The following is a 16,475-nucleotide window of genomic DNA, read 5'->3' on the forward strand; positions in this document are numbered from 1 at the left end:
TTTTAAGAAAACTTTAATCCTGATTTTAAAATATTTTTATAATTTTGAAACATGATTTTTAAAGAAAGTAGAAATCTGAAGAATTTCATTTCCAAATTGCTGTTTGGGATCTACTTTCTTGCGCTGTTTTCCCAAAACTTCCACAGCCACAGTTCGGAGGAGGTTTTCAAAAATTTCAGCTTTAAAAAATCAGAAAATATATTGACCAAGAATGCGACACAGGAAAAAGCGGCCGACTGTCTGGCCTGTCATTTCTTAGCGACAGGACATACTTTAGTTCCTGAAGAATTGAATTTATCCTTTGAAAATTTTACCCACGAGGTAAAACAGCGTATTGTTGTTCAGGAAAAAATATGGTCTCAGACCAAATTTACCTTTCAGCTGCGGGGGCCGCCTGCCATTTCTTAATTTTTACAAAATCAGTTATCATAACCGCTCTGGCTTCCTTTAGAGTCAGGTCTTTTTGATTTACTTTAATCTTCGGGAACCTATGTTTCAGGAAGATATCTCCTATTACATTATTCATAATCAAAAAATTAAAAAATGAATCTGAAAGCATATTTCATCTTCTTTCTTATACTTGCCGGAATTCACTCCGTAAAGTCGCAAAATTCTCTTTCCGGCAAAGTAACAGACGTCGGCAATCATACGTTATTGTCAAAAGCCCGTATTACCATTACCGACCTGCATGTCTCTTCCCAGACAGACGCCTCCGGAAACTATGAGTTTCAGAATCTGCCTGCTGCATCATATGAAGTACAGGTAAGCCAGCCGGGATATAAAACCGTGTCTCAGACTGTTACGATCAACGGGCAGACCCATGCCGATTTTGAACTGGATAAAAGCGCAACGGAAATTGCAGAAGTTGTCATTACCGGATCTTCCAAAGCAACACAGATCAAAAAATCACCGCTGCCTATCGTAAGCATTAATAAAGAGTATCTTACAACCAATCTTTCGACCAATATTATAGATGCCATTGCTAAAACTCCCGGTGTAAGTGCAGTAACTACGGGGCCAAATATTTCCAAACCCTATATCCGTGGATTGGGCTTCAACCGGATCCTTACCTTATACGATGGCATCCGCCAGGAAGGCCAGCAGTGGGGCGATGAGCACGGAATTGAAGTGGATGATTACGGGATAGACAGGGTAGAGGTCATCAAAGGGCCTGCGAGCCTTATGTATGGTTCCGATGCTCTGGCCGGAGTAGTAAACCTTATTCCTTCGCCTGCAGGAACTCCTGGCAAAATATTATCAGGATCTGCCACTACGGAATATCAGACCAATAACGGGATGTTTGGTGGTTCATTGTTTCTTTCCGGAAATAAAAACGGTTTCGAGTACGGGGCAAGATTTTCTAAAAAGCTTGCAAAGGATTATAAAAACAGCATAGACGGAAGGGTTTTTAATACGGGTTTTAACGAAACTGCTGCCAATGCTTTTTTCGGGATCCATAAAAAATGGGGATATAGCCACCTGAATCTTTCCATGTACGACGACCTGCAGGAAATTCCGGACGGATCCAGAGATTCCCTTTCAAGACAGTTTACCAAACAGATTACGGAGCTTGATGATTACAGGCCGATTGTCAGCAATGGAGAACTCAATTCCTATAAAATCAACGTAATTCATCAACGTGTTCAGCATTACAGGGCATTCCTCAAAAACAGTTTTTTCTTCGGAAGCAGCAGACTGGACGCCAATTTTGCTTTTCAGCGAAGCCTGCGTAGAGAATACAGCCATCCGGAAATACCTTATCAGGATACACCGGGTTTATATCTCCGGCTTAATACCTTTAACTATGACGTGAAATATTTTCTGCCGGAAATAGACCGGTGGGTAGTCGCAATCGGTGCTAACGGAATGTACCAGACCAACGATGTAACCCAGGGAACCGAATTTGTGATCCCTTCTTATAATCAGTTCGATCTGGGGAGTTTTATAACCATTAAAAAAGATTTCGACAAACTGAGCCTGAGTGGGGGAATCCGTTACGATTACAGGAGGTTCCGTAATGATGCCCTTTATATTAAACCGAATCCCGTAAGCGGATTCGATATGCCGGTGTATGGGGCAGACCGTGACGGGGCAGATCAGCCGTTTCTTCAGTATTCCACTTCTTTCGACGGAGTTACAGGAAGCGTGGGAGCAAGCTATGCAGTCAATAAGAACTTTACGGTAAAGGCTAACCTTGCCCGTGGATACCGTGCACCGAATATTTCTGAAATTTCAGCAAACGGAGTACATCCGGGAACCGGTTTCTATCAGATCGGGAATGATCAATTTAAGCCGGAATTCAGCAATCAGGCGGACGTGGGTGCAATTTACACTTCAAGGGTTGTTAATGCCGGAGCCAGTTTTTTTGTTAACAGTATAGATAATTATATTTATAACTCAAGACTTTTATCTGCTTCAGGGGCCGATTCTTTGAGCGTAAGCGGCGGCCAGGAATATCCTACCTACAAATTTCAGCAGGGCAAAGTATTGCTTTATGGCCTGGAAGCAAATCTGGATCTCCATATTGTAAAAAGATTGCATTTTGAAAACTCAGCTTCTTTAATTTACGGAGATAATAAAAGTTTTACGGGTGCCGAAAGAACAGATGCGACGAAATATGTTCCGTTGATGCCTCCGTTCAGATACATTTCCGAACTGCGTTATGAGCTGGGCGAAAATTCCGGTATATTTGAAAAAGCCTTTGTAAAACTTCAGCTACAGTACACAGCTGCCCAGAACAGGGTTTACAGTTACGACAATACGGAGACCAGAACTCCCGGATATACTCTTATCAATTTCGGAGCGGGAACTTCGCTGAATAATAAGAATGGTAAGAATCTTTTCGATATTTATATTCTGGCTAATAATATTTTTGATACTGCTTATCAGGATCACCTGAGCCGTTTAAAATATTTTGAACAGTATTCGGCATCTCCTAACGGACATCTGGGAGTTTATAATATGGGAAGAAATATCAGTATAAAACTGGTTAAAAATTTCTAATATCGTCTGCAGTACGGTAAAGCATATGGAAAGATCAGTCGTAAGGCTGATCTTTTTTAATAAACGCTGATCAGAAAAACATTTCTCTGAGATCCGGAATAAATGAATTCCGGTGATTTCAAATATCTGCCGGGAAAATCAACACATCTGTTTCGGGATAAATATTTGATGCTTAATAATTTATTTGAAATGACTTATTTTCATAAAATTTTCATATTTTTGCAACCTAAAATTTTAATCAATAATGAAGGTTACTGCAAAAAACCATGATGATGTAAGTGCATTGCTTACAGTGACATTGGAAAAATCTGACTATAAGGAAAAAGTTGAGAAACAGTTGATTAATTATGCTAAAAATGCACAGGTTCCTGGTTTCAGAAAAGGAAAAGTGCCTTTGAGTATGGTTAGAAAACAATATGAAGCAGGTATTGCTTTTGAAGAAATCAACAAGCAGGTTTCTGATGCTTTAAACAACTACGTAAATGAGAACAAACTAAGACTGGTAGGCCAGCCTGTACCGCAGCCGGTAAACCAGTTCGATTACAATGCAGATCAGTTGGAAGTTGCTTTCGAAGTTGGATTTGAGCCGGAATTCAGTATCGATTTATCTAAATATGAAGCACCTCACTATAAAGTGGAGGCTTCCGAAAAAGAAATCAACAAAAGTATTGAGAACATGCAGAAGCGTTTCGCAGAGCAGGCTCCTCAAGACAAAATCAATAAAGACTCTTACATCGCGTTAGAAGTTTCCCAGGTTGTGGAAGAAGGCGCTGAAGGAGAGCACCACCACCAGCCGAAGAACGTTACCATTACTGCTGAAAACAAAGAAGCTTTCAAATTGGTAAAGTCCCTTAAGATGGACGGATCGGTAAAGGTTTCCAAAGAAACCCTTGCGGAAAACGAAGAGCTGGCTAAAGAACTTGGATTCTCCAAAGAAGAAGTGGAGCACCTTCACCACAATGAAGTGGAAGTGAAAGTAAAAGATTTTTACGGTCTTAACTTAGCTGAGCTTAACCAGGATTTATTCGACAAAGTATACGGGGAAGGAAACATCAAATCTGAGGAAGAGCTTAAAGAAAAAGTGAAATCCGAATTGGACGAATACTTCCAGCAGAATGCCGATGTTCACTTCGTGAATAAAGTATTGGAGCAGGTTTCTGAAAAAGAAGAAGTAAAGCTTCCTGAAGAATTCCTGGTAAAATGGTTAATGTTCTCCAACCAGAACATCCAGTCTGCAGAACAGGCTAAAGAAATCCTTGAATCTGAGAAAAACCAGCTGAAATACCAGATCATCGAAGGAAAACTGATGACGGAAAATGAAATTCAGTTGGATTACGCAGACGTATTGGCGCAGGCTGAACAATTGGTCAGAAACCAGCTGGCAATCTACGGAATCCACCATTTAGGAGATGAAGAAATCCAGAAATATGCAGTGGAAATGCTGAAAGATCAGGAGCAGGTAAGACAGATTTCTTCTGAAGTAGCGATGGCAAAACTTAAGGATGTTATCCTTGAAAAAGCGACTAAAAAAGAAACAGCTATTTCTCACGACGAGTTTTTAGAAGAGCTTAAAAAATAATTATTGTATTATAAATATTTGGAAACCACTGCATCAGCGGTGGTTTTTTTATGGGTAATGTTCTGCTTAAAGTCACCCGATATTCATATATTTACCATCTAAACTTAATTTATGAAAAAGATCATCGTTCCGTTTTTCTGCGTAGTGCTTTTCTCTACTACAGTCGCGGCACAAACTGCCAATACTGCTGCCGCCAAGACGGAAGCAGTACAATCGAAACTTACTCCGAAAGAAGTAATAGATAATTATCTGAAGGCTTTGGGCGGAAAAGATAAATTGGAATCCGTACGTACCGTCATTATTGAAAATACCATTACCGGTGCTGCCATGCCGGGTGAGATTGGAATGACGGTTAAGAAAATGGGAAATAAATACAAATCCGAACAGACTTTTATGGGACAGGTGGCTGCATCCCAGCTTTTTGACGGAGAAAAAGGCTATTTCCAGCAAATGGGACAGAAAAATGAAATTCCTGCGAACAAAGTGGCAGAGCTCAAAAAAGGAAAAGCCATTGATGCTTTGGCTTACGATGCGGCCAATTATTCCTCTGTTACCACTGAGAAGCTGGACGGTAAAGACTATAATGTTCTGAATTCCGACAAAGGTAAATTTTACTTTGATGCAGCTACCGGATTACTCTACAAAACGTTAGGAAAAGAAGGAAACGCTACAATCAAAAGCTATATGACAATAGACGGAATAAAATTTCCTCAGGAAATCCAGGCGGAAGGTAACGGACAGAAGGTGACGATCAAAACAATAAAGGTTACCCTTAATTCAGGTGTAACGGATGCGGATTTTAAATAAAAAATCAATTATTTGCATATTACGGCCGGTATTTCCCGGCTTTTTTTATGGGCATTAAATATGAAAATTCCGGCTTTCTTTACCCAATCCTCAACCTGATTCTGCTTTGGGGTTAACGTTGAAATATATCCTACTTGATATCAAAACTTTTGTTATCTGTCTTGAAAAAACAGTCAGATTTTCAGGTATTAAATTTTTAATTTTTATCCTTGTTTTTATTGTTTTGTTTGTATCATGGATTCAATTTTAACGAAAATTTACGAAAATTTAACTTTAAATAATATAATGTGCATTTCATAGTTATGTGAATAAATGGTATTTTTGACCCCATAAAATTAATAATCAAAAAAACAAGCAATGAAAAAAATGTTTTCGTCACTTGCCCTAGTCGTTCTGATGTCTGCAGGTGTTTCTGCTCAGAATATTCCTATGGATGCTTCTGTAAAAACCGGTACGCTTCCTAATGGAATGAAGTACTATGTTAAGAAAAACACATTACCCGAAAAAAAGGTGGATTTCCGTCTGGCCATCAATGCCGGATCCATTCTCGAAGATGAAAACCAGCGCGGGCTGGCCCACTTCATGGAACACATGAATTTCAACGGTACCAAAAATTTCCCCGACAACAAACTGGTGGATTTCCTGCAGTCGATCGGTGTAAAATTCGGGCAGCACTTAAATGCGTACACCAGTTTCGATGAAACAGTGTATATGCTGCCGGTTCCGCTGGATAAGCCGGGAAATCTGGATGCCGGGCTTAAAGTGATGGAAGACTGGGCATTTAACGCTACCCTTTCCGATGAACAGATCAATAAGGAAAGAGGAGTCGTGCTGGAAGAGCTCAGGCTCGGTCTGGGAGCGGATAAAAGAATGTCGGATAAATACCTTCCGAAGTTGTTGTACAATTCCCAGTATGCCAACAGGCTGCCGATCGGTAAAAAAGAAGTGCTGGAGAACTTCAGCCCTGATGTGATCAGACAGTTCCACAAAGACTGGTACAGACCGGACCTGATGGCCATTGTTGTGGTAGGAGACATCAATGTGGATGAAGTAGAAAAGAAAATCAAGGATAATTTCGGTAAATACAAAAATCCTTCAAAACCGAAAGAAAGAAAAACATTTGATCTTCCGAATCATAAGGAAACCCTCGTAGCTGTTGAAACGGATCCTGATGCAACCAATTCTATGGTACAGTTCATCATGAAAGATGCAGACGCTTATCAGCCTGATGTTACCGTAGAGCAGTATAATCAGAGCTTAATAGAACAGCTTACCTCTACCATGCTCAACAACAGGCTTAGAGAGCTTGTTAATTCCAATAATCCTCCGTTTACGTACGGGTCGGTTTATCATGGCGGAACTTATGCCAGAAGCAAAGAAGCGTTTCAGGGATTTGCAATGGTAAAAGAAGGAAACCAGCTGAGTGCCCTGAAGGTTCTTTTAGAGGAAGTCGAAAGAGCAAAAAGATTCGGATTTACCCAGACGGAACTGGATCGCGCTAAAGCGCAGGTCATCTCCAATATCGAAAGAACCTACAACAACCGGGATAAAACGGAAAGCGATGATCTGGTAGATGAATATGTAAGAAATTTCCTCGAACATGAGCCAATGCCGGGAATTGCCTGGGAATATGAAGATACCAAAAAATTCCTTCCGTCCGTAACGCTGGCGCAGACCAACGAAATTATTAAAAAGTTCGTAAAAGACGACAGCAGGGTAGTGGTAATTACCGGTCCTAAAAAAGACAATATCCAGATGCCGACTGAAGCCATGGTCATGAATACTTTTGACGCCGTGAAAATGGCTGATCTTAAACCGTATCAGGAAAAAGCTTCCATCAAAAACCTGGTAAAGCCATTCAAATCGGAAGGGAAAATAGCCAAAACCGAAACGGATGCGAAATTGGGAACAACAACATGGACCCTAAGCAACGGAGCGAAAGTTACATTTAAGAAAACAGACTTTAAAGACGACGAAATCGTATTCTCCGCGAGAAGTATGGGAGGAAGTTCCCTGATCAATGATGCGGATTTCAATACAACACAGTTTGCCTTTCCGGCATTATCCGAAGCAGGAGTAAACGGTTTCACAAAAGCCGACCTTACCAATTACCTCGCAGGAAAGCAGGCAAATGTAAACGCCATGATAGGGCCTTATTACGAAGGGATTTCAGGGAGAACCAACCAGAAAGATTTCAGTACGGCTATGGAGCTGATGTATGCTTATTTTACCGGACTGAACTACAATCAGGATGCCTTTAATGCTTATAAAACAAAGCAGTCGGCAATGCTGGACAATCTGCTTTCAAATCCGCAGTTTTATTTCTCCAGCGAGCATGCCAAGTTCATGAACCAGAAAAACCCAAGGTTCATCGGGGTTATTCCAACCGAAAAAGAATGGGCGAATACGGATTATAAAAAAGCGTATGATATTTATAAAGAGAAATTTGCCAACGCCGGAAACTTCCATTTCTACTTTATCGGAAACATCGATGAAGCCAAGCTGAAGGACGAAGTGCTGCAGTATGTCGCAAGCCTTCCGTCCACAGGAAAAACTACTAATTTCAGGGATACCGGATACAGGCAGATGACCGGTGATTATACAAAGGTTTACAAAAAAGGAAAAGACCCTAAAAGCATGGTGACCATTTCCTACAGCGGAGAAGCCCCTTTTAATGAGAAAGAAGCCCTGGCTATGGAAGCCCTTGGCGAAGTGGCTACCATCAAAGTAATTGAAAAACTGAGAGAAGACGAGAGCGGAATTTATGGCGGCGGTGCCAGAGGGGGAATGTACAAAGTGCCTTTCGGAAACTACAGTTTCAGCATCAATTTCCCTTGCGGACCGGAAAATGTGGATAAACTTACGAAAAGTGCGATCGCGGAACTTCAGAAATTAATCGACAAAGGCCCGGAGCAGAAAGACCTGGACAAATACAAAGAAGGGGAAATGAATGATTACAATACCCAGATCAAAGACAATATGTTCTGGATGAGCAATCTTACCAAAAACCAGTTCGACGGTACCGATAAGTACGAAATCCTTAATTATAAAGAAAAGGTACAGGCTCTAACGGTGAAAGACCTTCAGGAGGTAGCCAAAAAATATCTTACCAAAAGCAGGATCGTAGCGACCTTAATGCCGGAAGACGGATGGGAAAATGCCAAGAAGCAGGAAACAAAAACAGATACAGCGGTTACAAAAACCGGAGCAGCGAATTAATTGATATTCGATATAAATTTCAAAAGAAACCGTCCCGTGAATTTTATGGGACGGTTTTGTTTATTTTCTGAATTCTGGGAACGCAACGTTCCCAAAGAATAAGGTGTATTGTATAAGGTTCACAGAGCTGTTTCGCTTATAAGAGATCGTACATCCCCGAACGTAAAATTGGCGTTGATTTTTTTAATATTTCTCATTAACAAAAAAATCTGCGAAATCTTCATGACCTGCGTAATAAAAAACGAACAGACTTATAAAACACAAAAATCCTCCGGCCCTAACACTCTCAAACCCCAAAAAACCTCAGACACAACTATCCTCCATATTCCTTCTTCCACTCCTCAGCCACTTCGCTCAGTGTATCGTAAAAATCTTCTCCGTATTTGCGGATCAGCGGGGTTTTCAGGAATTTATAAACGGGAACCTGGAGTTCTTTGCCAAGTGCACAGGCATCGCTGCAGATTTTCCATACATCGTAATTCAAGGCCTTAAATGTGGAATATTCCGTGACACGGATCGGGTAGAGGTGGCAGGAAATCGGTTTTTGCCAGTCTATGGCGCCGTCTTCATACGCTTTTTCAATACCGCATTTCGTAATTCCGTTTTCATCGAAAGTTACGTAGGCACACTCCCGGTTGTCTACCATCGGGGTTACGTACATGCCGTCCGTCGGGTCGGTGGTCCAGGTACCGATCTGTTCGATGGATTTGATGCCTTCCTGGGTAAGATAAGGTTTGATTTTATCAAAAATATTATCTAAAATTTCCAGCTCACTTTTATCTAAAGGAGCACCTACATCTCCTTCCACACAACATGCGCCTTTGCATTTTGAAAGGTTGCAAACAAACTCTTCGGAAAAAATATCCTCGGAGATCAATTTATCGTCAATCTGAATCATAATCTTTAAAATAAATTAAAATAAGTTCCGGCTTTAAAACCGGTTAAGCTGAAAATTATCAACCATAAGCTTACTTCCTGCATCCAGTACTTCGGCAGAAACCTCAGCATCCGGCTGATGATAATCGTCGAAGGAAAGGCGAGAAGCAGCAGATATTCGTAGCTTTTATTCATATAAAGCACAATCGTGATCAGCTGTGCCACGGAGAATACCAGCAGGAATGTATATTTGTAGCGGCTGATCGGGCTCTTTTTATTGTAATTCCGGAAGTGGTCATAGATCGCGTAGATCAGCATCAGCATAACGGGAATCAGTGGGATCAGTTCTTTGTAATCTTCGGCCGGCTTCAGCTTGCCAAACGGGAAATAATCGATATTCCATTGGGTAAAGTCAAAGAAGAACATCACGGAGAAATAGCTGAAGACGATCAGCATAATACCCAGCAGGAACCTGAAGATGTTCAGTCCGATCCGCTCCGAAGTGGCAATAACATGGATAATCACAAAAACTGCCATCGGCCACGTGGTTGGTAGGAAAATAAAGTTTAATGCCACAATTGATCCGACCAGTACATAAGATCTTTTCCTGATATCTTCATTGGTACTCGTAAGCAGAAGCAGCAGGAAAGAATTCGTAAGCAGTGAGACGGCAATCCCGATATCTAAATGTCCCGGGTAAAGACCGGAAATAAAAAATGTATACAGAAAAAGAGGCAGGTGCGTCTGGTAATTCAGGGCAATGCTGTGGAAACAGAAATATCCCAAAGCAATTCCTAAAAAAGTAATCCCGGCAATAATGGCCTCATAAGTGTTGAAATTCAATAAATTAAAAGTTATTACGATTAAAAGAAGAAACCCGATGTACACAGGGATTGAAAAAATATTGCTTTCTTTTGAAAGTAATTTAAACATTTTTTATAAATTTGTACAAAGTTAATTTAAAAAAGGAAAATAATGACGTCTTTCTTTCTATTCTTAAGCAAAGTTTTCAAATGGTCTTTCGGTTTCTTTGATACTTTCGGTAACGTTCTGAACTGGGTTCTGTTTATCGTCTGCTGTATAATGTTCACCTACTGGTGCTATGTTTTGGTATCCACTTTAGGGAACAATAAAGATAAAGACTACTATTCTCCAACGGAAGGCAAGCATCCTTACTACGATCCTACGATCTACAAAAACGAAGGTTAATTAATTGGTTATATAGTAAAAAGCCGATCGGATTTTATATCTGATCGGCTTTTTTATTAGCGGTTAAAATTTAATGTTCACTTTTCTCATGGATAGGCAGTACCAGCACGGGGATATCCGAATCTTTCGTGATTCCCTTGGTTAAGCTTCCTACGAAAACGTCATAGATGCCACTCCTTCCATGCGATCCCATGACAATGAAATCGGCTTTCTTATCCCTGGCGTGCTCAAGGATGATGTCTTTTGCCAAACCCTGTTTCAGGATATGCTCGCAATCCACGCCGCCGGCCAGGATCTTTTGCTGAAGTTTGTTCAGCTGTACCAGCTCTTCACGGATTTCGTTTTCCTCCACTTCCGGAAAATACTGGAAGCCCATATCGCCGATGGCAAAACCGATGTCGGAAGGTGCCACGTGAATAAGATAAATCCTGCCGTTGATCTGCTTTGCAAATCGTACAGCGCCCTCTAACAGCTGATCGGTCTTTTCCCCAAAATCTACGGGTAATACTATATTTACCATGATCTCTAATTTTGTATATTAAAGATAGGAAAATTATGCCAAACGGCCCATAAAAAGGCTTACAAAATGCGGATGTCAAGAACTTTTTTATCCTCGAGATAGGCCTCAAGAATGTCATTCTCTTCCACTTTTCCTACACCTTTCGGAGTACCGGTAAAGATAAGGTCCCCTACCCGCAGCGTAAAATATTGGGAAACAAACGCAATAATATCGTCGATGGTAAACATCATGTCTTTCGTATTGCCATCCTGAACCTTTTCTTTATTTTTTAGTAACGAAAATCCCAGAGATCCGAGATTGAAATTCTCTTTTTTGAAGAAATTCCCTACGACAGCCGATCCGTCAAAGCCCTTGGCCAGTTCCCATGGCAACCCTTTGGATTTCAGTTCGCTCTGGAGATCCCTTGCCGTAAAGTCGATACCCAGGCCGATCTCTTCGTAATGTTTGGCTGCCGTTTCCTTTTGGATATATTTTCCGCCTTTTGAAATTTTCACCACGACTTCCAGCTCATAATGCACATCGTCTGAAAATTCAGGGATATAAAAATCATTTCCTTTCAGTACGGCGGTGTCCGGTTTCATAAAAATTACCGGTCTTTCCGGGATTTCATTGCCCAGCTCTTTGGCGTGCTCGCTGTAATTTCGTCCTATGCAGATGATTTTCATAATTTATTTTTATACTATTTTTTTAATTAAATCCAATGATAACCTTAGCAAGATAACAAACAAATCATTTGTTATTTCAAACTTATGGTCATCGTTTTGATAAAAACTTCCAGCTTCCAGCATCATTCTTCCAGCTATCAGGTTTCTGCTTCCGATTTACTTTGCTCTCAGCGCAACTTCCGGTTTCCTGGTTGTTTTTTTAGGAGCTTTTTCCTGCTTTCCGCTATATCTTTTGCTCCGCTGCGCTTCACAAAAGGATGCCACTGCAATCAGGGCTAGGAGAAGGAGGCATGTATCAAAATGAATCCGGCTGATCGATCATTGCTTATCTTACAATTCCACTGAAATATCTTTCCCCTCTTTCAAAATATTTTTCCGGACCGGCCTTATGTTCCTCTTTAATGCATAAACTCATTCCCGCAGTAATAGCACACAAACTTATGGCTTGTCAGGATCGAAATCCCGAAAAAGCTCGTGGCGCTGTCGTCCCGGTAAATATGGTTGGAGCCGCATTTCGGGCATACAAAATCAAACGGAGGGTTTTCAATCGTATGTTCCACTTCCAGCGGAAACTCTTCATTTTCCTTGTAGTCCAGCAAAGCCTGATGGGCTTTTTCAAGGTCTTCTTCAAACACCTGAAGCTGAATCCCGCCCACGGCCTGAGACAGCAGCCAATCCGACTGTATCAGCTGCTCGTTCGCAATAAAGCTGTTGATGCCGCTTTCCGCCAGGATCTGTTTGTCCCGGTTCGCCTGAAGCGCCGTTTCATAGAATTTGAATTTTACCAGTTCGCTCATGTTCTAAAATTTACTCGACAACTGAATTTTTGTGAACACCTTCTTGGTGTACAGCGGGAAATCGGCATTCTGAAGCCATCCGTAATACCCAAGATCTTTCTTAAAGACTGCTTTTACGCCCTGTCCCTTATATTTTCCGAAATTGAAGATCTCCTCACCTTTGTCGGAATATCCGATAAACCCTGCCAGATCGGCATTTTTATTATGGAAGGTAAACTCGCTTAGCTGGGCAATTTCATTCGGGATATCGTCGTATTTTCCGATCTGCGCGTCCAGTACTTCAAAAGTAGCCAGTACATCGGCCTCCGCAGAATGTGCATTTTCCAGAGTCTTTCCACAGTAGAACTGGTAAGCAGCACCCAGGTTTCTCGGTTCTTTCTTATGGAAAATCGTCTGGGCATCCACCAGTTTAAATTTACTCAGGTCAAAATCCATTCCTACGCGCAGCAGTTCTTCGGCCAGCAAAGGAACATCAAAACGGTTCGAGTTGAAGCCGCCCAGGTCTGCTCCCGAAATCATTTCCATCACTTTGGAGGCGATTTCTTTAAAGGTCGGTGCATCTTTGATGTCTTCATCATAAATTCCATGGATCTCGCTGCACTCTTTCGGGATCGGCACTTCCGGATTCACCCTCCAGGTCTTGCTCTCCCTTGAAGCATCGGGATTTACTTTTAAAATACAGATTTCAACAATACGGTCTTTGCCGATATTGGTTCCTGTGGTTTCAAGATCAAAAATACAAAGCGGTTTATGTAATTTTAAGTTCATTTTTAAATTGCTTTTAGCGGTTGGCTGATTGCTTTCGCGCCTATGTTTATTTTATAATGTTAGAATATGAATTTGACACGGAAACTTCCATCTTACTCATCACTTTAACTGTTTCTGAAAGATCATTGAAATGAAGATGTAATAAAGAATCACCATCGGGATTCCGAGCGTTTTAAAAATAAGCAGAATAAGGACGGCTCCTGCCAATAGAGCCACTTTCGGGTAATTGTCCTGAAGCTTTTTCGATTTAAATTTCATTGCAATCATTTTAATAGGGGAAATCAAAAGCCAGGATGAAAACAGGGTGGTGGTGATTAACAGTATTTCGCTGTTCATCAAGAAAGAAAAACTTTGATTTTCTCTGAAAGCATAATACAGCCCGAAAATTAAAATCGTATTGCTTGGCGTGTTCAGGCCTTTAAAATAATATTTCTGATCTTCATCCAGATTGAAAATAGCCAGCCTTAAACATGAGAATAATGTAATTAATAATCCGAAATATTTAATTTCAAAAGGTAATGACAGACCTAAAAGATCAGTTCCGAACGGTTCAAGAATTTTAAACATCGTCAGTCCCGGCACCAGCCCGAAGCTTACCATATCCGCAAGCGAATCCAGCTGTGTTCCCAGATTGGAATTTGCCTTCAGTGCCCTTGCCACGAAACCGTCAAAAAAATCCAGGACCAGGGAGAATATAATGCAGATTGCCGTCGTCTGATAATCGCCCAGAATAAGGTGGATGGCGCCTACACATCCTGAAAACAGATTTCCCAGCGTAATGGCGTTGGCCAGATTATTTTTAATAAAATTCATAGTCACAAAATTAAAACAATTTATTAATGTAACAATTTAACAGTGTAACAATGTATCGATGTAGTGAGAATATTCAAAAAATAATTTAACGATGATTAATTGTTTATTATAACTTCAAGCCGGGAATTTCAATTATTAATTTGCTGTGGTATACTGTTTCATTGTTTTTATTGCTACACTATTCTATTGTTCCACTGTTACATTAATAAACTGCTATATTAATTTGTAAATTTGCGGCATGAAATTGTTTAAAGAATTTAGAAAACAGGAGGTTCTGGTGCTTTTGTACAGGATCTTTCTGGCCTATTTTTTCTACCAGATCGCAAGATTCCTGTTCTGGTTTTTCAACCGGGGGCTGATCAAAATAGATTCTGTGTCAGAATATTTCAGCCTGGCCTATCATGGGATTGCATTTGATACCACGGCTATTCTGTACGTAAATGCGCTGTTTATCTTATTAAGTCTTATTCCGATTGTCGTGAATACAAGAAAAGGATATCAGAAATTCCTGTTCTGGCTGTATTTTATCACCAACGGTATTGCCTATGCTATGAATTTCGGGGATTTCGTTTACTTTAAATTCTCGCAGATGCGTTTGACGTCCGCGGCGATTCAGGTAGCCAAGCATGAGAACAATATGTTTAGGGTATTTATGGCTTCCATCATCCAGAATCCTTTCATTCTGCTGTGGTTTATGATGCTGATGGCATTGTGGATTTTCCTTTATAAAAAGGTAAAAGTCAAGGAACAAAAACCCGTAAAGCTGGTTCCGTACTTCATCTGGTCGGTTCTTGTGCTTTGCACTACGGCAGTTCTGGCAGTCGGCGGGATCCGGGGCGATTTCAAACACAGCACAAGACCGATTAACCTGGTGGATGCCAACCGCTTTGTAAAGCTGCCTGCCCAGGGAAATGTCGTTTTAAACAGTACGTTCTCCTTTTTAAGGACTTTAAATACCAATAATTTTAAAGAAGTTCATTTCGTCGATCAGAAATTTATCGATGAAAACATACATCCATATAAATTGTACGATCGGAATGTGGTGGATAAACCCAATATCGTCATCTTTATCGTGGAATCCTTTGGAAGGGAATATTCCGGGGCTTTTAATAAAGATAAAAAAATAAAAGATTACGTTTCTTATACGCCGTTTATCGACAGTCTGGCCAACGAAAGCCTTATTTTTCCGAATACCTTTGCCAACGGACGGCAGTCGATCCACGGGATGAGCTCCGTGCTTGCCGGGATTCCGAGCCTTACCGATGCCTTTACCAGCTCGCCGTATTCCAACCAGAAGATACAGTCGATTGTTTCAGTCTGCAACGATATGGGCTACGATACCTCTTTCTACCACGGGGCTCCGAACGGTTCCATGGGCTTCCTCGGCTTCGGGAATATCCTGGGTTTTCAGCATTATTTCGGCAAGACAGAATACAACAACGACCAGGATTTCGACGGGATCTGGGCGATCTGGGATGAACCGTTTCTACAATACTTTGCTAAAAATGTAGGCAAAAAACAGCCGTTTATGGCAACCGTGTTTACCGCTTCCTCGCATCATCCTTTTAAAATCCCTGAAAAATATCAGGGAAAATTTAAAAAAGGAAAAATCGTGATGCACGAACCGATCGAATATATGGATTATGCTGTCAGGAAGTATTTTGAAACGGCCAAAAAACAACCCTGGTACCATAATACGATCTTTGTATTTACAGGCGACCATACCAACGAAATGTATTATCCTGAATATGAAAAAGCGATGAACCGGTTTGCCGTTCCATTGATCCTGTATTCTCCAAATCCGGAATACCATTTAAAAGGGGTGAATCAGGAACTGGCCCAGCAGATCGATATTTATCCTACACTGGCAGATTTAATCGGTTACAACAAAAAAATCAGAAGCTGGGGCAGGAGCCTGGTCAGTGAAAAACAATATCCGCCGATCATTGCCAATTCGGACGGAACCGTTGAGCAGTTTATCATCGGGAATTATATTTACCGTTTCGACGGGAAGCAGGTTGTAGGCATTTTCAGTAAAGATGACCTCGGACTGGAAAAAAACCTGATCTCGCAGCTTAAAGGAAATGATGAATTTGCACGGGGCGAAAAAGTCGCAAAAGCCTGGTATCAGGATTATATGGACCGGGTGATCAACAGAAAGTTACATTAAATCAAATAATAGTTATTTTCATGATTTTTTGGAATATCCTTTGTAATAT

The 16,475-nt window shown here is 40.9% G+C and carries 14 protein-coding genes; 7 read left to right on the forward strand and 7 right to left on the reverse strand.

The window, feature by feature from the left end:
- The first annotated feature begins 51 nt into the window (after positions 1-51).
- The 5 genes from ACED20_RS14270 (at position 52) to ACED20_RS14290 (ending at position 8,608) form a co-directional block, all read left to right on the forward strand.
- The gene (locus ACED20_RS14270; protein ID WP_294222835.1) at positions 52-408 is read left to right on the forward strand and encodes a hypothetical protein; all 357 of its coding nucleotides are present in this window, start codon (positions 52-54) and stop codon (positions 406-408) included.
- Positions 409-543: 135 nt separating this feature from the next.
- Positions 544-3,003 carry a TonB-dependent receptor gene (locus ACED20_RS14275; RefSeq protein ID WP_294238897.1) on the forward strand — a complete coding sequence of 820 codons (2,460 nt, stop codon included), beginning with the start codon at positions 544-546 and terminating at the stop codon, positions 3,001-3,003.
- Positions 3,004-3,247: 244 nt separating this feature from the next.
- Complete coding sequence (locus ACED20_RS14280) at positions 3,248-4,582, forward strand: trigger factor (RefSeq protein WP_294201451.1); 1,335 nt, start codon at positions 3,248-3,250, stop codon at positions 4,580-4,582.
- A 111-nt stretch (positions 4,583-4,693) separates the two neighbouring features.
- Positions 4,694-5,389: a hypothetical protein gene (locus ACED20_RS14285; protein ID WP_294266288.1), complete on the forward strand. Its 696-nt coding sequence runs from the start codon at positions 4,694-4,696 to the stop codon at positions 5,387-5,389.
- A gap of 357 nt (positions 5,390-5,746) precedes the next feature.
- Positions 5,747-8,608, forward strand: coding sequence for a M16 family metallopeptidase (locus tag ACED20_RS14290; RefSeq protein WP_378105335.1), 2,862 nt, complete (start codon positions 5,747-5,749; stop codon positions 8,606-8,608).
- Between the two features lie 313 nt (positions 8,609-8,921).
- Here the strand turns inward: ACED20_RS14290 and ACED20_RS14295 are convergent, their stop codons facing one another.
- Positions 8,922-9,506, reverse strand: coding sequence for a DUF3109 family protein (locus ACED20_RS14295; protein WP_294223382.1), 585 nt, complete (start codon positions 9,504-9,506; stop codon positions 8,922-8,924).
- A gap of 5 nt (positions 9,507-9,511) precedes the next feature.
- Positions 9,512-10,417: a DUF6427 family protein gene (locus ACED20_RS14300; RefSeq protein WP_294201445.1), complete on the reverse strand. Its 906-nt coding sequence runs from the start codon at positions 10,415-10,417 to the stop codon at positions 9,512-9,514.
- A gap of 42 nt (positions 10,418-10,459) precedes the next feature.
- Here ACED20_RS14300 and ACED20_RS14305 point away from each other — a divergent pair, with 42 nt between their 5' ends.
- Positions 10,460-10,693 (forward strand): hypothetical protein, encoded by a 234-nt coding sequence (locus ACED20_RS14305; protein ID WP_294199195.1) that lies wholly within the window; start codon positions 10,460-10,462, stop codon positions 10,691-10,693.
- Between the two features lie 70 nt (positions 10,694-10,763).
- On the opposite strand, the gene ACED20_RS14310 is transcribed toward ACED20_RS14305, so the two are convergent.
- The 5 genes from ACED20_RS14310 to ACED20_RS14330 all read right to left on the reverse strand — a co-directional run bounded on the left by ACED20_RS14310 (position 10,764) and on the right by ACED20_RS14330 (position 14,256).
- Positions 10,764-11,213 (reverse strand): universal stress protein, encoded by a 450-nt coding sequence (locus ACED20_RS14310; protein ID WP_294223405.1) that lies wholly within the window; start codon positions 11,211-11,213, stop codon positions 10,764-10,766.
- 59 nt (positions 11,214-11,272) lie between these two features.
- Entirely contained in the window at positions 11,273-11,878 is a 606-nt protein-coding gene (locus ACED20_RS14315; RefSeq protein ID WP_294199197.1) for a fumarylacetoacetate hydrolase family protein, read from the reverse strand.
- 398 nt (positions 11,879-12,276) lie between these two features.
- The gene (locus ACED20_RS14320) at positions 12,277-12,675 is read right to left on the reverse strand and encodes a hypothetical protein (protein ID WP_294199198.1); all 399 of its coding nucleotides are present in this window, start codon (positions 12,673-12,675) and stop codon (positions 12,277-12,279) included.
- Between the two features lie 3 nt (positions 12,676-12,678).
- Positions 12,679-13,443 carry a 3'-5' exonuclease gene (locus tag ACED20_RS14325; protein WP_294199199.1) on the reverse strand — a complete coding sequence of 255 codons (765 nt, stop codon included), beginning with the start codon at positions 13,441-13,443 and terminating at the stop codon, positions 12,679-12,681.
- A gap of 99 nt (positions 13,444-13,542) precedes the next feature.
- A complete protein-coding gene (locus tag ACED20_RS14330; RefSeq protein WP_294223402.1) occupies positions 13,543-14,256 on the reverse strand; it encodes a phosphatidylcholine/phosphatidylserine synthase in 714 nt (237 codons plus the stop codon).
- Between the two features lie 238 nt (positions 14,257-14,494).
- On the opposite strand from ACED20_RS14330, the gene ACED20_RS14335 reads away from it, so the two are divergent.
- Positions 14,495-16,426, forward strand: a complete 1,932-nt coding sequence (locus tag ACED20_RS14335; protein WP_378105342.1) for an LTA synthase family protein — start codon at positions 14,495-14,497, stop codon at positions 16,424-16,426.
- Positions 16,427-16,475: the final 49 nt, after the last annotated feature.

It is taken from the genome of Chryseobacterium sp. sg2396 (genome assembly GCF_042610505.1).
Taxonomy (GTDB): domain Bacteria; phylum Bacteroidota; class Bacteroidia; order Flavobacteriales; family Weeksellaceae; genus Chryseobacterium.